The organism is Phenylobacterium parvum (assembly GCF_003150835.1).
GTDB lineage: Bacteria > Pseudomonadota > Alphaproteobacteria > Caulobacterales > Caulobacteraceae > Phenylobacterium > Phenylobacterium parvum.
This window is the reverse complement of the sequence record NZ_CP029479.1, coordinates 585,620-605,978: the sequence shown is the minus strand read 5'-3', so window position 1 is coordinate 605,978 and position 20,359 is coordinate 585,620. Positions and strand designations below refer to the sequence as shown.

The following is a 20,359-nucleotide window of genomic DNA, read 5'->3' as shown; positions in this document are numbered from 1 at the left end:
CGGGCCATGACTTCTCTCGCCGATACCCAGGACGAAAAGCTCCTGTCCCTCGTTCCCGACCGCAGCGTCTCCCTGAGGGAGACGTTCGGCGTCGACTCCGACATGATGGTCCCCGCCTTCAGCGAGCGCGACCCGCACGTCCCCGACGTCGATCCGGCCTATCGGTTCGATCCGGAGACCACCAAGGCCATATGCGCCGGGTTTGCACATGATCGCCGGGTCATGGTGCAGGGTTATCACGGGACGGGCAAGTCCACCCACATCGAGCAGGTTGCCGCGCGCCTCAACTGGCCCCTCATCCGGGTCAACCTGGACAGCCACGTCTCGCGGATCGACCTGGTCGGCAAGGACGCCATCGTCCTGAAGGACGGCAAGCAGGTCACCGAGTTCCGCGAAGGCATCCTGCCCTGGACGATCCAGCGGCCTATCGCCCTGGTGTTCGACGAATACGACGCGGGCCGACCCGATGTGATGTTCGTCATCCAGCGGGTGCTGGAGGCGCAAGGCAAGCTGACCCTCCTCGACCAGAACCGGGTGATCCGGCCGAACCGCTTCTTCCGCCTGTTCGCCACGACCAACACCATCGGCCTGGGCGACACGACGGGGCTCTATCACGGCACCCAGCAGATCAATCAGGGCCAGATGGACCGTTGGTCGATCGTGACCACCCTGAACTACCTGGCCCACGACGTGGAGGCCGACATCGTGGTGGCCAAGTGCCCCGCCTACGCCACGGCCGAGGGCCGTCGCACGGTCGCGGCCATGGTCCGGGTGGCGGACATGACCCGCAACGCCTTCATCAACGGCGACATCTCGACCGTGATGAGCCCGCGGACGGTCATCACCTGGGCGCAGAACGCCGAGATCTTCGACGGCGACCTGGGCCTGGCCTTCCGCATGACCTTCCTGAACAAGTGCGATGAGCTCGAGCGCGGCACCGTGGCCGAGTTCTACCAGCGCGCCTTTGGGCAGGAACTGCCCGAAAGCACCGCCCGCCCGCGTCTCGGCTGAGCCCGGCAGGCGCCCTGACCGGGAGACCGACGCCCGGGAACCGGGTCGCCGTTTCTGAGTTGAGGAGACCCTGAACCCCGGCCATGTCCAGAAACCCGGAAAGCCCCGTCGAGCCCTTCAAGCGCGCCCTGGCCAACGCGGTGCGGTCGCTCGCCCAGAATCCGGACCTGGAGATCGTCTATTCCGGCGAGGCTTCAGGGGTCCAGGGGGACCGGGCCGTCCTGCCCCACCCGCCCCGGGACCTGACCCCGGACGACGCGGCGCGGATCCGCGGCTTGGCCGACCAGATGGCCCTTCGGATGTCGCAGCACGACCCGGCCATCCACGCCCGGACCCGGCCGGGATCGGCCGAGGGCCAACCCGTCTTTGACGCGCTTGAGCAGGCTCGGATCGAGGCCGTGGGCGCCAACGCCCTGGGCGGGGTGAAGGCCAACCTGAAGGCCATGCACGAGGCCGCCTGGGCGCGCCGCCCCTTCAACCCCGTGGAGGCGCAGGCCAACCCACCCATGGCGGATATCGTCTCCCTCCTGGTGCGCGAGCGCCTGACCGGGGTGGAGCCGCCCGCCAACGCCCGCCCCCTGGTCGACATGTACCGCGCCGAGATCGAGGCCCGCGGCAGCGAGACCCTGGACAAGCTGGGCGAGGTCATCGGCGACCAGAAGGCCTTTGCCCGCCTTGCCCGGAGCCTGCTGCGCGACCTGTCCATGGGCGACGACCTGTCGGACGCGCCCGAGCCGGCTGACCAGCAGGAAGAGGACGGCGACGAGGGCGAGGCCGAGGCCAGCGAGCAGGGCGAAGAGGGCGAAGGCGAGGCCCAGTCGCCCCAGCAGACCTCGATGGACGACAGCGAGAGCACCCACAGTGAAAGCGAGGACGCCGACAGCCAGCTCACCGAGGCGATGGAGGACCCCAACGCCGAGGACATGGACGAGCCCCCGGAAATGGGCGAGGGCGACCAGCCGGCCCGTCCCGAGATCAAGGGCGAGGGCAAGGTTCCCGTCTACCGGATCTTCACCACCGCCCACGACGAGGTCGTCGCCGCCGAGGAGCTCTGCGAGGCCGAGGAACTGACCCGGCTGCGCGCCTATCTTGACCAACAGCTGGCCAGCCTTTCGACCGTGGTCTCGCGCCTGGCCAACAAGCTCCAGCGCAAGCTGATGGCCCAACAGAACCGCTCCTGGACCTTCGACCTGGAGGAAGGGATCCTGGACGTGGCGCGCCTGACCCGCGTGATCGTCGATCCGACCGCCTCCCTGGCCTTCAAGGAGGAGGAGGACACCGAGTTCCGCGACACGGTGGTCAGCATCCTCATCGACAATTCCGGGTCCATGCGCGGCCGGCCGATCATGGTGGCCGCCGTCTGCGCCGACATCCTGGCGCGCACCCTTGAGCGCTGCGGGGTCAAGACAGAGGTCCTGGGCTTCACCACCCGGGCCTGGAAGGGCGGCAGTTCCCGCGAGGACTGGCTGAAGGCCGGCAAGCCCGCAGCGCCCGGCCGCCTGAACGACCTGCGGCACATCATCTACAAGGCCGCGGACGCCCCCTGGCGGCGGGCCCGGCGCAACCTGGGCCTGATGATGCGCGAGGGGCTCCTGAAGGAGAACATCGACGGCGAGGCCCTGATGTGGGCACACCAGAGGCTGATCGGCCGGTCCGAGGCGCGCCGGATCCTGATGGTCATTTCCGACGGGGCGCCGGTGGACGACTCCACCCTGTCGGTGAACTCGGGCCACTATCTGGAAAAGCACCTTCGCGAGGTGATCGCCGAGATCGAGGGCAAGAGCCCCGTCCAGCTGATCGCCATCGGCATCGGGCATGATGTCACCCGCTACTATCGCCGGGCGGTGACCATCGTCGACGTCGAGCAGCTGGCGGGCGCCATCGTCGACCAGCTGGCCGAGCTGTTCGACGAGGAGCCCCGCAAGATGAACCGGCGGACGGCGGGCCTGCTGGCGCCCCCACCCCACACCCAGGGCCCGGACGGAGCCGCCCGGCGCTCGACCTTCAAGGAAGTCCGGAAGGCCGTCCTTTGATGCGAAGGGTGCTGATCGCCGCCCTCGCCCTCCTGGCCGCCGCCTGCGCCGACCGCTCCGTGCGGGCGACGGGTCCGGTCCAGATGGGCCCCTGGGTCACCGTCGTCGCCGAACCCGTGGCGGCCGATCCCACACGGCCTGACCGGACTGAATTTGGACGGTTCCGTTATGCCGGCGGCCTGGCCCTGACTGCGTCGGACAGCAATCGGCTGCACGGCCTCTCGGACATCCGGGCGCTGCCGGACAACCGGATCCTGGGCGTCACGGACGAGGGCGACCTGTTCGAGGCGCGATTGAGGCTTGACGCAAGCGGCCGCCTCGCGGGCGTGGACAGGGCGCGCATCACGCCCCTGCAGGCGCCGGAGGGCGGTCCCCTGGGGGGCAAGCTGGAGGCCGACGCCGAGGGCCTGGCTCTCCTCAAGGACGGCTCCCGCCTCGTCAGTTTCGAGCAGCGACACCGCATCCTTCTGTATCCCGCCGACGGCCGGCCCCCGCGGCAGGTGAACAGCCCCGAGGCGGCCTTCCCGCCCAATGGCGGGCTTGAGGCCCTGTCCGCAGATCCCGCCCGCGGACCCGACGCCTGGCTGGCCGGAGGCGAGGAGTCCGGGGAACTCTGGACCTGCGCCCTGCGTAAGCCCTGCCAATCTCTGGGAACCCTTCCCAAGCCCTTCGAGTTTGGCCTGGTGGCGGTGACGCCCCTGCCAGGCGGCGGCCTGGCCTACATGATCCGCGCCTGGGACCCTCTTCGCGGCTCCCGCATCGCCCTCATCCTGCGCAACGCCGCCGGAGTGGAGGTGGACCGCCTTGAGCTGGCCCGGCCGCTGACCACGGACAATTTCGAGGGCGTGGACGTCCTGCCCGGGAAGGATGGCGGCCTCCGGTTCCTGCTGGCCTCGGACGACAACTTCTCGACCGAGCAGAGGACCCTGCTGCTCGCCTTCGACTGGAAGCCATAAGCCGCCGGTCTAGGGGATCAGGACCGCCTTCACGCACAGTCCCTGATGCTGCTCGGCGATGGCGCGGTCGATCTCGGCCAGGGGATAGGTCTTGATCATCCGGTCAAAGGGCAGCTGGCCAGCGCGATAGTGCTCAACCAGTTGGGGGATGAAGACGCCCGGATCGGCGTCGCCCTCGATGATGCCTTTCACCGTGTGGCCAAAGGTGATCATCTGCCCCATGTCGCCCGGCGCCGGCGTTCCCGGCGGGGTGACGCCGACAATGCCGAAGACGCTCTTCGAGCCCAGGCAACCGGCCATGACAGCGTTCAGCACCGCCGGGATGCCGGTCGTGTCGAAGGCGTAATCCACCCCGACGGGGGTAATGGCGCGCACGGCTGCCGTGAGGTCGGGTGTCGCAGCGGGATCGAGGACGTGGGTGGCGCCCAGCTCGAGGGCCAGTTCCCGCCGGGAGGCCATGGGCTCCAGCACGATGATGACCGCGCAGTCCTGGATCTTCGCCCCCATGACGGCGCTGAGGCCCACCGACCCGCCGCCGGTGATCAGGATGGAGGAGCCCGCACGGGCGGCCAGGCTGTTCATCACCCCGCCGGCGCCGGTCTGGATCCCGCATCCGAGGGGCCCCATCAGTTCCAGAGGCACGTCGTCGGGTAGCTTCACGAGATTGCGCTCGTAGGTCAGGGCGTGGCTGGCGAAGGAGGACTGGCCGAAGAAGTTGGAGGCGACGTCCCCCACCCCGTCATGCAGGGCTCGGGAGCCATCGGTCCGGGCGCCGGTGTAGTTCAGGAGGGGCATGGTGCGGCAGTAGGGGGCGTCGCCGTCATGGCATCGGTCGCAGGCGCCGCAGGAGCGATAGCTGATCGCCACCCGGTCGCCGGGCCGGAAACGGGTGACCGCACTCCCCACCGCCTCGACGACGCCCGAGCCCTCATGCCCGAAGACGGCCGGCAGGGGATAGACGGCCTCGCCGGCGTGCCGGAAGACCAGGTCGGTATGGCACAGGCCCACCCCGGCGATGCGGACCCGCACCTCATCGTCGCGGGGATCCTCGAGGGTCAGGGCCTCCAGGTCGAAGCCCGTCTTTCCGGGCCGGGCGACGGCGGCGGTGATCTTCATTCCAAGGCTCCTGGGTCAGGCGGCTCGCCAGCTGATGGACCAGATCAGGCGGCTGGGCGCAACTGCGTCAACGCACCGGACGCGTCGGAAACGAAAAAGGCCGCCCCGGAGGGCGGCCCCTTCAGGTCCCACCATGGGGACGGGCGTCAGGCGGCCTGCTCGGCGAGCTTGGCCTTGACCTGCCGCTTGATCTTGAGGGCGCGGGGCGAGAGGTCCTCGTCGCGGGCCTTGACCAGGTAGGCGTCGAGCCCGCCCTTGAAGTCCAGGGTGCGCAGGACGGCGTTGGTGATGCGCAGCTTGAAGGTCTGACCAAGGGCGTCGGACTGCAGGGTCACGGGCGCCAGGGCCGGCAGGAAGCGGCGCTTGGTCTTGACGTTCGAGTGGCTCACGTTGTGGCCGACCATCGGACCGACACCAGAGAGTTCACAGCGGCGCGACATGGGTTCTTCATCCCGATAGAAAGAGGCCCGGAAACCGCGCGGCCGCCGGGGGAGCGGCGATATAGGCCAAGCCGACGGCGGAGGTCAAGGCTGAGGGCCGGCAGGTGCGCGACCCCGCATCCTCAACCCGGGCGCCCAGACAGAAGATTGTGGATGGTTGTGTTTTTTCATTTGTGGTTAACGGACCTTCCGCTACAATTACTAGTATGGAACAAAATCCGAATCGCGCGGTGTCGCTGATTCGGTCATGATTCGTTTCATGCGCGTTCGTGCGCTCCGCCCTCCTCCGTTAAGGCTTTTCGTGTTCCGCCGCCCGAAAGCGGCTGGCAGGCGCTTGCAGGGCTGCGATTCCCACCCCACCCTGAAGCGATGAGCGAGCGTTCGCTGGGTCCTGCGCCATCGCGCCTGGTCGCGGTCCTCGGCCCGACCAACACGGGAAAGACCCATTTCGCCGTCGAGCGGATGCTGGGTCACGCCTCCGGCATGATCGGCCTGCCCCTTCGCCTGCTCGCACGGGAAATCTACGACCGCATCGTCAGGGCCAGGGGCGCCCGGGCGGTCGCCCTGATCACCGGCGAAGAAAAGATCATCCCGCCCCGGGCGGCCTACTTCGTCTGTACGGTCGAGGCCATGCCCCTGAGCCGGGAGGTGGAGTTCCTGGCCGTCGACGAGATCCAGCTCTGCGCCGATCCCGAGCGCGGGCACGTCTTCACCCACCGCCTGCTGCACGCCCGGGGCCGGTCGGAGACCCTCCTGCTGGGCTCGCTGTCCATGGCGCCCCTGATCCGCCGCCTGCTGCCCGACGCCGAGATCGTCAGCCGGGAGCGGTTCTCGACCCTGTCCTATGCAGGCGGGAAGAAGCTGACCCGCCTGCCGCGCCGGTCCGCCGTAGTCGCCTTCTCCGCAGACCAGGTCTACGCCATCGCCGAACTGATCCGCCGCCAGCGCGGCGGAGCGGCGGTGGTCATGGGCTCGCTCTCCCCCCGGACGCGGAACGCCCAGGTCGAGCTCTACCAGTCGGGCGAAGTGGACTTCCTTGTGGCCACCGACGCCATCGGCATGGGCCTGAACATGGACGTGGACCACGTCGCCTTCGCCGGCCTGCACAAGTTCGACGGCCGCAGGACCCGGCCGCTTCATCCCCAGGAGGTCGGGCAGATCGCCGGTCGCGCCGGCCGCTACCGGAAGGACGGGACCTTCGGGGTCACAGGCGACTGCGAGGAGATGGACCCGGGCCTCGTCGCCCAGGTCGAGGCTCATCGGTACGATCCGGCGCCTGCGGCCGAGTGGCGAAATCCCCGACTCGACTTCGCCTCCCTTGGGGAACTGCTGCGATCCCTGGGCGAGGCGCCGGGGCGCGAGGGCCTGTCCCTGTCGGCTGAGGCCCTGGACGAGATCACCCTGCGCCAACTGGCCGCCGACCCGCGGGTGGCCGACCGCTGCCGGGACCGCAGCGCCCTCCTTCACCTCTGGGACGTCTGCCAGACCCCGGACTTCCGCAAGACCGGCCTGGAGGAGCACCTGCGCCTGGCGCGGGAGTTCTTCTTCTGGCTCTCCAGCCACGGACGCCGGATCCCCGAGGACTGGATGTCCGACCAGTTCCGCCGCCTGGATCGCACCGAGGGCGAGATCGACACCCTCCAGGCCCGCCTGTCGAACGTACGGACCCTGGCCTATGTCGCCAACCGCCCCGGCTGGCTGAGCGACCCCGCCGGATGGCAGGGCCGGACCCGCGTCCTGGAAGACCGCCTCTCGGACACCCTGCATGAGAAGCTGACCGCCCGGTTCGTGGACCGGCGGACCAGCGTGCTGATGCGCACCCTGCGGAGTTCCGGCGAAATCCTGGCTGGCGTCTCGCGGGACGGGGTGGTGACGGTCGAGGGTCAGGTCGTGGGCCGCCTGACCGGCGTGGTCTTCACCCCCGAGCGGGCGGGTTCAGCCCTGGAAGAGAAGGCCCTGCGCGCCGCCGCGAACTCCGCCGCCGCCCCGGAGATCGCCCGACGCCTGGGGCGGATGGCCGCTGAACCCGATGAGGCCTTCGCCCTGGAGCCTGGCGGGCGGATCCTTTGGCGCGGCGAGGCCGCCGCCGGCGTGCAGGGCGGAGGGCTCTTTGCTCCCCGGGCCGGGCTGTTCGGCGATCTTGGCCCGGCGCCGGTGCGGGAGCGGGCGCTGCGGCGGATCGAGGCCTGGCTCGCGGCGGAGGCCGGTCGCCGGCTCGCGCCCCTCGCCCGCCTGGACCAGGCCCTGCGCACGGACCAGCTGCGGGGACTGGCCCGGGGCCTGGCCTGGCGCCTGGTGGAGGCCGGCGGCCTGCTCGACCGGGCGGAGGTGCGCGAGGAGGCCGCCGCCCTGTCGCCGGCTGAGCGTCGCAGCCTACGCACCCTTGGCGTGCGCCTGGGCGCCTTTTCCGTCTTCCTTCCCGAGCTGCCCTCGCCGGAGGCCCTGGACCTCGTGCGGGCGGTCCTGGCTCCCGGACGGCCGCCGCCCCGCCCCGGCCGCCTGGCCCGCGGGCAGGACGCCGCGCCAAAGCCGGTCCTTGCGGCCGCGGGCCTGAGGCGGGCCGGAGACCTCCTGGTGGAGGCGAGCCGGCTGGAAGCCCTGGACGGCGCCCTGCGCGCCGCCCCCTCCACCCCCCGGGGCGTCGAGGTCGCGCCCGCCCTCTCCCAGATCCTGGACGGCCCGGTCGATCACCTCTTTGCGGTCCTGCGGGCCCTGGGCTTTGCGCCCCTGGAGAAGCCCCGTACGGACGCACCTGTCCTCTGGCGCCGTCGGAAGGCGCCGGCGCCCCGGCCCCAGGCTCCCATCTCCGACGCCTCGCCCTTCTCGGCCCTGGCCGCCCTTCGCCTCCTGGAAGGCAAGCCGGCGCGCACACGGGGGCCGCGCAAGGGGCGCCGCCCCCGTCGGCCCGGCCGGGCCGCCGGATGAGCGGGGGGGATTCCGTCCGTGCGGACGTCTGGCTCTGGCGGGCGCGGTTCTTCAAGTCGCGGAGCCTGGCGGCCCGGTTCCTGGATGAAGGCCGGGTGCGGCTGACCCGGGAGGGCGCGGAGAGCCGGATCGACAAGTGCGCCCGTCCCCTAAGGGCCGGCGATCACCTCGTCTTCGCCGCCGGGGGACGGCTGACCGCCGTGGAAGTCCTGGCCCTCGGCGAGCGCCGGGGGCCGCCGGCGGAGGCCCGGACCCTTTACCGGGCGTTGGAGACACCCGCGACCCCGGATACCGGCGTCGCCTGAGCCCTTGCCCTGCCCCGCCCCGGCGCCTAGCGTCTAGGGAAAGGGGAGGCGAAGACATGAAGGGAAGACTGGCGGTGCTGTGGGTCCTGATCGCTGCAGCCGTCCTGGCGCCCGGGGCGTCGGCACTTGCCGCGAAACCGCCCGTGGAGACCCGAAAGATCGCCGGCCTGTCGGCGCCCGCAGAGATCCGCATCGACCGCTGGGGAGTGCCTCACATCTACGCCCGGTCGGCCCGGGACGCCTTCTTCGTGCAGGGCTACAACGCCGCCCGGGACCGGCTGTGGCAGATCGACCTCTGGAGAAAGCGCGGGCTGGGCCTGCTGGCGCGGGACTTCGGACCGGACTTCGCCGAACAGGACCGCGCCGCCCGGCTATTCCTGTACCGCGGCGACATGGCTGCCGAGTGGGCCGCCTACGGAGCCTCGGCAAAGACGGATACCGAGGCCTTCGTGGCCGGGATCAACGCCTACGTGGATGAAATCCTGGACGGCCGACGCCCCCTGCCCCGGGAGTTCCGGATCGCCGGCACAAGGCCGGACCGCTGGGCGCCGGAGGACGTCGTCCGCATCCGCAGCCACGGCCTGACCCGGAACGCCGGGATGGAGGTCGCACGGGCCCGGATCCTCTGCGCCGGCGGCCCCGGGGCGGACCGCCTGTTCAAGAAGCTGGAGCCGGACTGGACCCCCTCGGTCCCCCAAGGTCTCGATCCCTGCGCCATCCCGGCGGATGTCTTGAAGGACTACAACCTGGCCACCCGCGGCGTCCGGTTCGACTCCGCCCGCCGGCGCCTGGCTGCGGAGGCTCCGCTTCCCGACTCCCAGGGGTCGAACAACTGGACCATCGCACCGTCAAAGACGACGACCGGGCGACCCATCCTGGCCAATGACCCGCACCGGGACCATGGACTGCCCTCCCTGCGCTATGTCGCCCACCTGGAAGCGCCAGGCCTGTCGGTGATCGGCGCCGGGGAGCCTGCCCTGCCAGGGGTATCCATCGGCCACAACGGGACGATCGCCTTCGGCCTCACCATCTTCTACGCCGACCAGGAAGACCTCTACGTCTATGAGACCTCGCCCGAGGACCCAGGCCTCTACCGGTCAGGAGAGGGATGGGCGCGGATGATGACCGTACGCGAGCGCATCGAGGTGCGTGGAGAGGCGTCGCGCGAGATGGAGCTCCGGTTCACCCGCCACGGGCCGGTGATCTTCGCCGACCCCTCCGGGCGCAAGGCCTTCGCCCTGCGTTCCGTATGGGCAGAGCCCGGCGCGAGCGCCTACTTCGGATCCCTCGGTTACATGAACGCCCGCTCCTGGCCCGAGTTCAAGGCCGCCCTGGCGAACTGGGGTACGCCCAGCGAGAACCAGGTCTATGCTGACGTGACCGGCCGGATCGGCTGGGTGGCGGCCGGCCTTGTCCCCGGCCGGCCCAATTGGGACGGCCTGCTGCCCGTTCCCGGAGACGGACAGTATGAATGGCGCGGCTTCCTTTCACAGGACGAACTGCCTTCCCGGGTCGATCCGGCCGAAGGCTTCATCGCCACGGCGAACGCCATGAACCTTCCCCCCGGATACCCCGTCGCCGAACGGAAGGTCGGGTTCGAGTGGTCGAACCCATCCCGCATCCAACGGATCGAGGAGGTCCTGGGCGCCGACGGCAAGATCAGCCTCGAGGCGGCGATGGCCCTCCAGACAGACCCCGCCGACATCACTTCCCGACGCCTGCTCAAGCTGCTGGCGCCCCTTAAATCGGACGATCCCCTCACCGCCCGGGCGCTGGACCTCCTGCGCGGATGGGACGGCAGGGCGAGCGCCGACAGCGCAGCAGCGGCTGTCTACCTGATCTGGACCGGCAAACACCTCGGACCCGCCGTGGTGGGCCGGGCGGCGCCGGAAAAGGTCCGCAGCCTGATCGGGGGCGGGGACCAGGCGGCGGTCATGGACCTCCTGGACGCGCCGGGTTCGGCCCTGGGGCCGGATCCCGACGGCGCCCGCAGGGTCGTGCTGCTGGAGAGCCTGGGGGCGGCCGCCCGCGAGGCCGAGGCCCGGATGGGCCCCGACCCCGGGTCCTGGTCCTGGGGACGCCTGCACCAGGCGGAGTTCACCCACGTGCTGGCGCCCCTGGCCGAGGGCCGCGACCGCGAAGGCCTGAGCGTTGGGCCCGCCCCCATGGCCGGGACCTCGCTTTCCCCCCTGGCGGCGTCCTGGCGCGCCGAGGATTTCCGCGTGACGTCGGGCGCCTCCTTCCGGATGGTGCTGGACGTGGGGAACTGGGACGCCAGCCGGTTCATCAACACGCCCGGCCAGTCCGGGGATGTGGACAGCCCCCATGCCCGCGACCTTTTCCCGGTCTGGGTGAAGGGCGGCTACCTGCCCCTGGTCTACAGCCGGGAGGCGGTGGAGGCGGCGACGGAGCGGGTCCTGAAACTGTCGCCGGCGCGCTGAACGGCGGGCGGCATTGACATCCCCCGCGCGGACCGCGAGAACCCGCGCCGGAAGCGACCTGCGCCCGGAGCCTGAGAGCCGCGATGACCTACATCGTCATGGACCCCTGCATCAAATGTAAGTTCATGGACTGCGTGGAGGTGTGTCCGGTCGACTGCTTCTACGAGGGCGAGAACTTCCTCGTGATCAACCCCGACGAGTGCATCGACTGCGGGGTCTGCGAGCCGGAGTGCCCGGTCGACGCCATCAAGCCGGACACCGAGGACACCCCGGACGGCAAGTGGCTGCGCGTCAACACCGAGTACGCCAAGGTCTGGCCGAACATCACCCTCAAGGGCGAGCCGCCGGCGGACGCCACGGACTTCGAACGCGAAACCGGCAAGTTCGAGAAATATTTCAGCGAGCAGCCCGGCAAGGGTTCCTGAGGCCCGCACGGCGCAAGCCTTTCTTTGTTTTCGCTTTTGTGATAGGACCGCGCGTCTCTGGCGGACTCCCGCCTGGGTCTTTGTGTCCACGAGTCGTCGCTCGCCGTCGACCTCCGCCCCTGGAAGGCGAAGGGTGTCCTGACCGGAAGCCACCGGAAACAGACAGGCTCCAGCCCCGCGCGCTTTGCGGGACAGGAGGGTTTGTCCCGGGCGGAAGAGAAGGCTGGCGAGCCAGGAAGTGTGTTGAGGGGATCACTGTATGAGCAAGGACGGTCTTCAGTTCACTGTGGGCGATCACGTGGTCTATCCGGCGCATGGCGTCGGGCAGGTCCAGGGGATCGAGACCCAGGAAGTCGCCGGCTATTCGCTTGAAGTCTACGTGATCACCTTCGACCACGAAAAGATGACCCTCCGGGTGCCTACCGCCAAGGCCAAGGTCTCGGGCCTTCGGTCGCTGGCCGAGGGGAATGTCGTCAGCCAGGCCCTGACCACCCTGAAGGGCCGCGCCCGGGTGAAGCGCACCATGTGGTCGCGCCGCGCCCAGGAATACGAGGCCAAGATCAATTCCGGCGACCTGATCTCGATCGCCGAGGTGGTCCGCGACCTGCACCGGGCCGAGAACCAGCCGGAGCAGTCCTATTCCGAGCGGCAACTCTATGAGTCGGCCCTGGACAGGATGGCCCGAGAGGTCGCCGCGATCGAGCGGATCGACCGTGAGGCGGCGATCGGCATCCTGACCAAGAGCCTGACCAAGGCCGTCGTATCCGCCTGACGAGCGATAACCTCAGGTCACAATCGTCTAACTTCATACAGTCTACCGACGGACATCGGTCTACGGCACTTCGGGAATTCGCCCCCAGAGCCAACGACCGCACCGTCCGGAGACCGCCATGAAGATTCTGCGCGTAGCCTTGCCCGCCCTGTCCCTTCTCCTCGCCGCGGGCGCCGCCCAGGCCAGCGATGACTGGGAAGTGTCCGTCTCTCCCTATCTCTGGGGACCGGGTGTCGTGGGTGACAGCCAGGTGCCGCCTGATGGCCCGACTGCGGACATCGAGATCACCTTCAAGGATATCCTCAGTCACCTGACCGGCGCCTTCATGGGCACGGCGGAGGCCCGGAAGGGCCGCTTCGGGGTCATGGGCGACGTGGGCTACGTCAAGTTCACCGTCAAGCCGGATGTCGAGCTGGGCGGGACGCCAGTGATCAACAGCAAGATCGCGGGTTCGACGACCGAGGCGACGGTCGCCGGCTTCGCTCGGGTTTATGAGCACGAGCGCGGTTCGATCGATCTCGTTGGCGGCGCCCGCTACAGCAAGTTCAAGCTGAAGGCAGGCATCAGCCGCCCCGGGCAGCCCGGCGTGACCTCCGAGAACGAGGTGGACGGCTGGCAGCCCATGATCGGCGTCCGAGGCAAGGTCCGCTCGGGTGAGAACTGGACCCTCGCCGGCTATGTGGACTACGCCGGCCTGGGCGGCGGCAACCTCAAGACCTGGCAGGCCATCGCCACCGCCAACTACAGCCTGAACGAGGCCTCGAGCCTCTACGGCGGCGTGCGGGTCTACAATCTCGAGGCGACCGGCCGGAAGCTCAAGACCGACCTGACCTTGGCTGGCCCGGTCTTCGGCTACCGCTACGCCTTCTGATCCGGCGGGGACCTCAGCCCCCCGCCTTGTCGCCGGTCCGATAGTCGCCGAAGGCCGAGTCCCGGGTGTTGAGAGCCTTGGTCACGCCCTGCCTCAGCTCCGCCATGTAGGTGCGGCTGGCGGGCGTGTGCCAGCCGAGCGCATGAAGATCGGTGCCAGCCCGGATTCCGGCGCGCATGCCCATGGCCTCCATCTGGCGATGGACCAGGCGCTTGTTCAGCTGGGCGAGCTCGGGATCGACCATGGCGATGCGCTCCGCCATGGCAAGGACCTCGCCTTCCAGGTCATCGGCCTTGAAGGCCCGGTTGGCGAAGCCCAGCCGCACCGCTTCAAGGCCATCGAAGGCGTCGCCCGTGAGCATCAGCTCCATGGCCGCGCGCATCCCGACAATCCAGGCGTGGTACATGTTGTCCGGCGGGCTCATGGTGCGCACGGCGGGGTAGCCGATCTTCGCGTCCTCGGCGACGTAGACAAGATCGCAGGCGACGGCGAGTTCAGACCCCCCGGCGAGGCACCACCCATGCACCTGGGCGATGATCGGCTTGGCCATGTCCCACATGCGGAAGCAGCCCTCGACCACGTGGCGGGCCCACTGGCCCTGGCCGCCAGCCGTATGGAACGGCAGGGCGCCAACCCCGGCGAGGTCGTAGCCCGAGGAAAAGCAGGGGCCGGCGCCGCGCAGGATGATGACCCGCACCTGCGGATCCTGGTCTGCCGCCTCCAGGGCGGCGAAGAGCTCGCCGCGCAGGGCGTTGGAGAGGGCGTTGCGCTTTTCAGGGCGGTTGAGCGTCAGCCGGCGGATATGCGGCGCCGGGTCATCGACGAGAAGGATGGGCTGGTCGGTCATGCGGTGGCTCCCCTTGAACACTCGCAGCCTAGGCGCGGCGGGGCGGGGCGGACAAGCACCGTCAGGTTGACGTAGGGTCCGGCTTGACGGGCTCGTCCGGCGTCCCGCTAATCGCGGCAAAGGCAGGAGACCCAGGATGAAACTCTACAATTCCGTCGGACCCAATCCGCACGTCGTGCGCATGTTCATCGCCGAAAAGGGCCTGGACATCCCGAAGCATGAAGTCGACCTCATGGGCGGCGAGAACCGGCGGCCGCCCTTCAATTCGACCGTCAACGTCGCCGGCCAGCTTCCGGCGCTGGAACTGGACAACGGCAAGACCATCTCCGAGATCACCGCCATCTGCGAGTACCTCGAGGAGGTTGGCTCCGGGCCCGCGCTGATCGGGGCGACCCCGGAAGAGCGAGCCGAGACCCGCATGTGGGTGCGCCGCATCGACCTGAATATCTGCGAGCCCATGGCCAATGGCTTCCGCGCCGCCGAAGGTCGCGCCCTGTTCGCCAACCGGATCAAGCTGGTGGGTTCGGACGGCGCCAAGGAACTCAAGGAGATCGCCCGCGACCGGCTGATCTGGCTGGACGGCCTGTTGGCCGGACGGACCTGGGTGGCCGGCGAGCGCTTCACCCTGGCCGACATCCTGCTGTTCGGTTTCCTGGCCTTCGGCGCCCAGGTCGGCCAGCCCATCCCGGACGAGGCGGGCAACATCCGCGCCTGGTTCGAACGCACCAAGGCCCGGCCCAGCGCCGCCGCCTGAAGCCGATCAGTCGGCCCCGCTCGCGGCGGATGCCCGGGCGGGGACGGCGGGCGGACCGCGGTCGAGCTCTTCGCGGAGCCGGTCGCGGTCGAGATCGCCCTCCCAGCGGGCCACCACGAGGGCGGCGACACCATTCCCCACCAGGTTGGTCAGGGCGCGGCACTCGCTCATGAACCGGTCGACGCCCACAAGGAGGGCGAGGCCGGCGATCGGGATATCGGGAACCACTGCAAGGGTGGCCGCCAGGGTGATGAAGCCGGCGCCGGTCACGCCGCTGGCGCCCTTCGAGGTCAGCATGGCGACCCCCAGTAGGGTCAGCTCCTGCCCCAGGGTGATGGGTATGTTCATGGCCTGGGCCAGGAACAGGGTCGCCAGGGTCATGTAGATGTTGGTGCCGTCGAGGTTGAAGCTGTAGCCGGTAGGGATGACGAGACCCACCGTGGTTTTCCCCGCCCCCAGTTGCTGAAGCTTCTGCATCATCTGGGGCAGGACAGACTCCGAGGAGGAGGTCCCCAGGACGATCAGCAGCTCCTCGCGGATGTAGCGCAGGAACTTCAGGATAGAGAAACCGGCGAGGGCGGCGATCAGCCCCAGCACGACCAGCACGAAAACAAGCGAGGTGGCGTAGAAGGTGGCCACCAGGGCGCCCAGCTTGATCAGGGCCGCCAGGCCGAACTTGCCGATGGTGAATCCCATCGCGCCAAAGGCGCCGGCGGGGGCGAACTTCACCACCACCTGGATCACGCCGAAGAACAGGTGCGAGATGTTGTCGAAGACGTCGGCGGCCTGCCGGCCGAAGTCACCAAGCCGGGTGCAGGCGAAGCCGGTCAGGATGGCGATAAGGAGGACCTGCAGGAGGTTTCCCTCCGCGAAGGCGCCAAAGAATGCCTCCGGAATGACGGCCAGGAGCGACTCAGAAAGGGTGGCCCCATGCGTAGCCTTCTCGACATATCCCGCGGCGATTGAGGGATCGAGGGAGGCGGGATCGACGTTGAACCCCGCGCCAGGCTGGACGACCCGGCCCACGACAAGTCCAATCACGAGGGCCAGGGTGGAAACCACCTCGAAGTAGATGAGGGTGCGAAGGCCCAACCGGCCAAAGGCCTTCATGTCGCTCATGCGGGCGATGCCGGCCGCGACGGTGCAGAAGATCACCGGGGCGATGACCATCTTGATCAGCCTGACGAAGGCGTCGCCCAGCGGCTTCAGGGCCACCCCGATCTCAGGCCACCAGAATCCGACAAGGATGCCGAGGACGATCGCCACCAGGACCTGGACATAGAGCAGGCGCAGGCTCCGCAGCACCTTCATTCGCGGACTTGCCTTTCTTCAGGGGGGCGGCGGGGCCGGCCCGGGAACGACTGGTGCGGGCGGTCGGGGTCGAACCGACACTCCTTGCGGAACCGGATTTTGAGTCCGGCGCGTCTGCCAATTCCGCCACGCCCGCGGGTGCGAGCCGGTGATACCCCCTGCTCCGCCGTCCCGCATCCGTTTTCTGTCGGGGTTGCGTCTTGCCGCGAGCAAGTTCAGATGAAAACCGTTCTCAATTTCCGCCGCGCGCCGGAGATCGCCCATGCCCATCGACGCCCGGACGGCGGACGACAGACCGGCCTTCCGGCTGGGCGAAGCGCGCCCCGGCGACCGGGGGGTGATCATCGAGGTCCAGGCCGCACAGGTCCGGAGCGTGGACGCCCTTGACCCCGAGGAGCTGGAGCTGCGCCTCCTGGAGTTCGGTTTCGTCGAGGGCGCCCGGGTCACGGTCCTGCACGAGGGCCTGCTGGGCGGCGATCCCATCGCCGTGAAGGTGGATGACATGCGCGTCGCCCTCCGGCGCAGCGAGGCGATGAACGTCATCCTGGCGCGGGAAGCGGCGTGAACGCGACCCCTTTCGCTACCTTCGCCCTCGTCGGTAATCCGAACTGCGGCAAGACGGCCCTGTTCAACGCCCTGACCGGCGGCCGCCAGAAGGTCGCCAACTACGCCGGGGTGACGGTCGAGCGGAAGGAGGGCGTCGCGGACCTGCCGGACGGACGGCGCGTCCGACTGGTCGACCTACCGGGGACCTATTCCCTGAGGGCCCGCTCCCCGGACGAGGCGGTGACGCGGGATGCGGTGCTGGGCCGGCTGAAGGACGAGCCCGCTCCGGACGTGATCCTTTGCGTCGCCGACGCCACCAACCTCGGGCTCGTGCTCCGGCTCGCCCTGGAACTGAAGTCGACAGGACGCCCCCTGGTCTTCGTGCTGAACATGATCGACATCGCCGAGCGACAGGGCATCGCCATCGACTTCGAGGCCCTTTCGCGCGGGCTCGGCGTTCCGGTCACGGCCACGGTGGCGACCCGGAAGCGGGGACTGGACGCCCTCCTGGCGCTGGCCGCCGCCCAGGCGGACTCCGTGCCGGCGCCGTCGGACTCAGGCTGGCGCGAGCCGAGCGCTGCAGAGGTGCGCGACGCCCACCGCCGGGCGCGTGACCTGATGCGCGCCGCGGTGAAGCCGCCGAGCCGGCCCGACACCCTGACCGGACGCCTGGACGCCCTGCTGCTTCACCCCATCGCCGGTGTCGCCGTCCTGCTGGGCCTGCTGTTCCTGATGTTCCAGGCGGTCTTCACCTGGGCAGGTCCGGCCCAGGACCTGATCGAGGCGGGCTTCGCGGCCCTTGGGGGTATCGCCACAGGACTCCTGCCCCCGGGCTGGATCACCGGCCTGGTCGTCGACGGCCTCATAGCCGGGGTGGGATCCGTCCTCGTCTTCCTGCCGCAGATCGTGATCCTCTTCCTGTTCATCCTCCTGCTTGAGGACACGGGCTACATGGCCAGGGCCGCCTTCCTGATGGACCGGATCATGGGCGGGGCGGGCCTTCATGGGCGGGCCTTCATTCCCCTGTTGTCGAGCTTCGCCTGCGCGGTTCCCGGCATCATGTCGACCCGGGTCATCGACAGTCGGCGGGACCGGCTGACCACCATCCTGACCGCGCCCCTGATGACCTGCTCGGCGCGCATCCCCGTCTACACCCTTATCATCAGCGCCCTGATCCCCGACCGTACGGTGGGCGGCTTCCTGAGCCTCCAGGGCCTGGTGATGTTCGCCCTCTACGCCGCCGGCATCCTCTCGGCCCTGATCGTCGCCTTCCTGATCCGCAGGGTGTTCTGGAGGGGCGGAGCCGAGCCCTTCATGATGCAGTTGCCGGACTACAAGCGCCCGGAGCCCGGCAATGTCCTGCGCAACCTGGGCCAGAAGGCGGGGGCCTTCATCAGCCGGGCTGGTCGGATCATCCTGCCGCTCATGGTCCTCGTCTGGGCGCTTTCTAGCTGGCCCTCACCTCCTGCAGGGGCCGAGGGGCCCGCCATCGCCTACAGCGCCGCGGGCCGGCTGGGCCACTTCCTGGAGCCGCTGTTCGCGCCCATCGGTTTCAGCTGGGAGATGGTGGTCGCCCTGATCCCCGGCATGGCGGCCCGGGAGGTCGCAGTGGCCGCCTTGGGCGCCATCTACGCCGTCGGCGGCGAAGAGGGAGCCCTGGCGGGCATCCTCGCCCGGCAATGGTCGCTGGCCTCCGGCCTCGCCTTCCTGGCCTGGTATGTGTTTGCGCCCCAGTGCGTGGCGACCCTCGCCGTGGTGAAGCGCGAGACAGGCGGGTGGCTCTGGCCGTCCGTCATGTTCGGCTACATGCTGGCCCTCGCCTATGCCGCGGCCTTCCTGGTCTACCAGGGCGCGACCGCCCTTGGTCTGGGCTGAGGTCGAAGAGCATGCTCCGCCGCCTCTACCAGAAGGTCCTGGCCCTCGCGGGGTCCCGGCGAGCCCCCTGGGCCCTGGCCGCCGTATCCTTCGCCGAAAGCTCATTCTTTCCGATCCCGCCGGACGTCATGCTGGCGCCCATGGTCCTGGCGCGCCGGGACAGGGCCTTCGTCTATGCGGCCATCTGCACGGCGGCCTCGGTGGCCGGCGGGATCCTCGGCTACGCCATCGGCTACTACCTGGAGCCCCTTGGCCTGGCTCTCCTGAAGCTGATGGGACACGCCGAGGGCCGAGACGCCTTCCAAGCCTGGTTCAGCCAGTGGGGCCTGGCGGTGATCCTGATCAAGGGGTTGACCCCCGTGCCCTACAAGCTGGTCACCATCGCCTCCGGACTGGCCCATTTCTCCTTCTTCACCTTCATCTGGGCCTCCGTGGTGACCCGGGGCGCGCGTTTCTTCCTGACCGCCGCCATCCTCAAATTCTACGGCCCAGCCCTGCTGGCGGAGTTCGAGCGTCGCATGACGGTGTATGTCCTGGCGGGCGGCGGCCTGCTGGCGGCGGCGTTCATCGCCTGGAAGATCCTGACGTGAGCCCCCCTTGGACCCGCGCGGTTTTCAGGGGATAAGCCGGGCATGGCGACATCTTCCCCAGGCACCGCGCAGGCCCTCCGCGACCGCCTCCCGGCGACCTGGCCGGCCCTCGCCCTGGCGGCCAGCGTGGCCATGCTCGCGACCGCCCACGCCTTCGAGCGCTTCGGCGGTTATGCGCCCTGCCTCCTCTGCCTGAAGCAGCGGGAGGTCTACTGGGTCGCCGGCGGCCTCGCCCTTGCGGGTCTCCTGGTCCTTCGTCTTGCGCCGGGTCGCCGGCTGAGGCCCTGGCTCGCCCTTGGACTGGGCGGGATCTTCCTCTTCGGCGCCGGCCTCGCCGCCTATCACGCCGGGGCGGAATGGAAGTGGTGGCCGGGCCCCGGGGCCTGCGCCGGCGCGGGGGGTTCCGTCTCAGACCTCGACATGTCCGGCCTGCTGGACGGGACGCTGAAGGTGAAACCGCCAGCGTGCGATGAGGCGGCCTGGAGGCTGCTGGGCCTGTCCATGGCGGGATGGAATGTCCTTGTGTCCCTGGGACTGGCTTTCCTCGGCTTTCTGGCCTGGCGCATGGATCGGCGGGCGCCATGAACCGCACCCCACTTCGGCCAGGCGCCGGCGCCGGCGCAGCCCGCCTGGCGGAGATCCTCCGGGTCGACCATGCGGGCGAACTCGGCGCCGTACACATCTATCGCGGGCAGCGGGCCGTACTCGGCTCAGCGCCCGGCAAGGCACGGATCGCCGGCCAGCTGGAAGAGATGGAGGCCCATGAGGCCCGCCACCTCGCCCGGTTCGAGGCCCTGCTGGCGGAACGGGGAGTACGCCCCACCCTGATGACCCCCCTCTGGAGGGTCGCAGGTTTCGCCCTGGGCGTCGGGACCGCCCTGCTCGGGGAGAAGGCGGCCCATGCCTGCACGGAGGCGGTGGAGACGGTGATCGGCGAGCACTATGCCGGGCAGGTGGCTGAACTGGCCGACCGTGAGCCCGCCCTTGCCGACGAGCTCTCGGAGTTCAGGGACGAGGAATTGTCCCATCGCGATCTCGCTGTCGAGGAAGGCGCCCGGGAGGCGCCGGGTTATCCTCTCCTGGCGGCGGCAATCCGCCTCGGTTGCCGGACGGCCATCCGGATCAGCGAGAAGATCTGACG

Annotated in this window: 19 protein-coding genes and 1 tRNA gene; 15 read left to right on the top strand and 5 right to left on the bottom strand. The window is 69.4% G+C overall.

The genetic code is table 11. The annotated features are described in order from the left end of the window. The first annotated feature begins 6 nt into the window (after positions 1 to 6). The 3 genes from cobS (at position 7) to HYN04_RS02875 (ending at position 4,000) form a co-directional block, all read left to right on the top strand. Positions 7 to 1,011, top strand: coding sequence for a cobaltochelatase subunit CobS (cobS, locus tag HYN04_RS02885; protein WP_110449365.1), 1,005 nt, complete (start codon positions 7 to 9; stop codon positions 1,009 to 1,011). A gap of 83 nt (positions 1,012 to 1,094) precedes the next feature. Next, on the top strand, positions 1,095 to 3,044 hold the full coding sequence (cobT, locus tag HYN04_RS02880; protein WP_110449364.1) for a cobaltochelatase subunit CobT: 1,950 nt from the start codon (positions 1,095 to 1,097) through the stop codon (positions 3,042 to 3,044). Then, positions 3,044 to 4,000: an esterase-like activity of phytase family protein gene (locus HYN04_RS02875; RefSeq protein ID WP_110449363.1), complete on the top strand. Its 957-nt coding sequence runs from the start codon at positions 3,044 to 3,046 to the stop codon at positions 3,998 to 4,000. The genes cobT and HYN04_RS02875 overlap by 1 nt, the downstream gene beginning before the upstream one ends. A gap of 9 nt (positions 4,001 to 4,009) precedes the next feature. On the opposite strand, the gene HYN04_RS02870 is transcribed toward HYN04_RS02875, so the two are convergent. Beyond that, positions 4,010 to 5,116, bottom strand: a complete 1,107-nt coding sequence (locus HYN04_RS02870) for an NAD(P)-dependent alcohol dehydrogenase (protein ID WP_110449362.1) — start codon at positions 5,114 to 5,116, stop codon at positions 4,010 to 4,012. 146 nt (positions 5,117 to 5,262) lie between these two features. Beyond that, on the bottom strand, positions 5,263 to 5,556 hold the full coding sequence (rpmB, locus tag HYN04_RS02865) for a 50S ribosomal protein L28 (RefSeq protein ID WP_110449361.1): 294 nt from the start codon (positions 5,554 to 5,556) through the stop codon (positions 5,263 to 5,265). 369 nt (positions 5,557 to 5,925) lie between these two features. On the opposite strand from rpmB, the gene HYN04_RS02860 reads away from it, so the two are divergent. From HYN04_RS02860 to HYN04_RS02835, 6 genes are all read left to right on the top strand, one after another. Next, complete coding sequence (locus HYN04_RS02860) at positions 5,926 to 8,481, top strand: helicase-related protein (protein WP_110449360.1); 2,556 nt, start codon at positions 5,926 to 5,928, stop codon at positions 8,479 to 8,481. Next, the gene (locus HYN04_RS02855; RefSeq protein ID WP_110449359.1) at positions 8,478 to 8,786 is read left to right on the top strand and encodes an RNA-binding S4 domain-containing protein; all 309 of its coding nucleotides are present in this window, start codon (positions 8,478 to 8,480) and stop codon (positions 8,784 to 8,786) included. Before HYN04_RS02860 ends, HYN04_RS02855 begins: the two co-directional genes overlap by 4 nt. A 56-nt stretch (positions 8,787 to 8,842) precedes the next feature. Next, entirely contained in the window at positions 8,843 to 11,227 is a 2,385-nt protein-coding gene (locus HYN04_RS02850; protein WP_110449358.1) for a penicillin acylase family protein, read from the top strand. Positions 11,228 to 11,310: 83 nt separating this feature from the next. Next, complete coding sequence (gene fdxA, locus HYN04_RS02845) at positions 11,311 to 11,652, top strand: ferredoxin FdxA (protein WP_110449357.1); 342 nt, start codon at positions 11,311 to 11,313, stop codon at positions 11,650 to 11,652. Between the two features lie 259 nt (positions 11,653 to 11,911). After that, positions 11,912 to 12,424: a CarD family transcriptional regulator gene (locus tag HYN04_RS02840; RefSeq protein WP_110449356.1), complete on the top strand. Its 513-nt coding sequence runs from the start codon at positions 11,912 to 11,914 to the stop codon at positions 12,422 to 12,424. Between the two features lie 118 nt (positions 12,425 to 12,542). Then, positions 12,543 to 13,295: a hypothetical protein gene (locus tag HYN04_RS02835; RefSeq protein WP_110449355.1), complete on the top strand. Its 753-nt coding sequence runs from the start codon at positions 12,543 to 12,545 to the stop codon at positions 13,293 to 13,295. A 13-nt stretch (positions 13,296 to 13,308) separates the two neighbouring features. Here the strand turns inward: HYN04_RS02835 and HYN04_RS02830 are convergent, their stop codons facing one another. Further along, positions 13,309 to 14,142, bottom strand: coding sequence for an enoyl-CoA hydratase-related protein (locus HYN04_RS02830; RefSeq protein WP_110449354.1), 834 nt, complete (start codon positions 14,140 to 14,142; stop codon positions 13,309 to 13,311). Between the two features lie 136 nt (positions 14,143 to 14,278). Between HYN04_RS02830 and HYN04_RS02825 the strand changes: the two genes are divergently transcribed. Next, positions 14,279 to 14,896, top strand: a complete 618-nt coding sequence (locus tag HYN04_RS02825) for a glutathione S-transferase family protein (protein WP_110449353.1) — start codon at positions 14,279 to 14,281, stop codon at positions 14,894 to 14,896. 6 nt (positions 14,897 to 14,902) lie between these two features. Here HYN04_RS02825 and HYN04_RS02820 read toward each other — a convergent pair whose 3' ends face one another. Continuing rightward, the gene (locus HYN04_RS02820; protein ID WP_162599666.1) at positions 14,903 to 16,189 is read right to left on the bottom strand and encodes a dicarboxylate/amino acid:cation symporter; all 1,287 of its coding nucleotides are present in this window, start codon (positions 16,187 to 16,189) and stop codon (positions 14,903 to 14,905) included. A 69-nt stretch (positions 16,190 to 16,258) separates the two neighbouring features. Beyond that, positions 16,259 to 16,343, bottom strand: a tRNA-Leu gene (locus tag HYN04_RS02815). Between the two features lie 126 nt (positions 16,344 to 16,469). On the opposite strand from HYN04_RS02815, the gene HYN04_RS02810 reads away from it, so the two are divergent. The 5 genes from HYN04_RS02810 to HYN04_RS02790 are packed head-to-tail and all read left to right on the top strand — an operon-like array spanning position 16,470 to position 20,357. Continuing rightward, on the top strand, positions 16,470 to 16,772 hold the full coding sequence (locus tag HYN04_RS02810) for a FeoA family protein (protein WP_110449352.1): 303 nt from the start codon (positions 16,470 to 16,472) through the stop codon (positions 16,770 to 16,772). Then, positions 16,769 to 18,628, top strand: coding sequence for a ferrous iron transporter B (gene feoB / locus HYN04_RS02805; protein WP_110449351.1), 1,860 nt, complete (start codon positions 16,769 to 16,771; stop codon positions 18,626 to 18,628). Before HYN04_RS02810 ends, feoB begins: the two co-directional genes overlap by 4 nt. Before the next feature lie 11 nt (positions 18,629 to 18,639). Beyond that, a complete protein-coding gene (locus HYN04_RS02800) occupies positions 18,640 to 19,218 on the top strand; it encodes a YqaA family protein (protein WP_110449350.1) in 579 nt (192 codons plus the stop codon). A gap of 42 nt (positions 19,219 to 19,260) precedes the next feature. After that, complete coding sequence (locus HYN04_RS02795) at positions 19,261 to 19,803, top strand: disulfide bond formation protein B (protein WP_110449349.1); 543 nt, start codon at positions 19,261 to 19,263, stop codon at positions 19,801 to 19,803. Further along, entirely contained in the window at positions 19,800 to 20,357 is a 558-nt protein-coding gene (locus tag HYN04_RS02790) for a demethoxyubiquinone hydroxylase family protein (RefSeq protein ID WP_110449348.1), read from the top strand. Before HYN04_RS02795 ends, HYN04_RS02790 begins: the two co-directional genes overlap by 4 nt. Positions 20,358 to 20,359 lie beyond the last annotated feature (2 nt).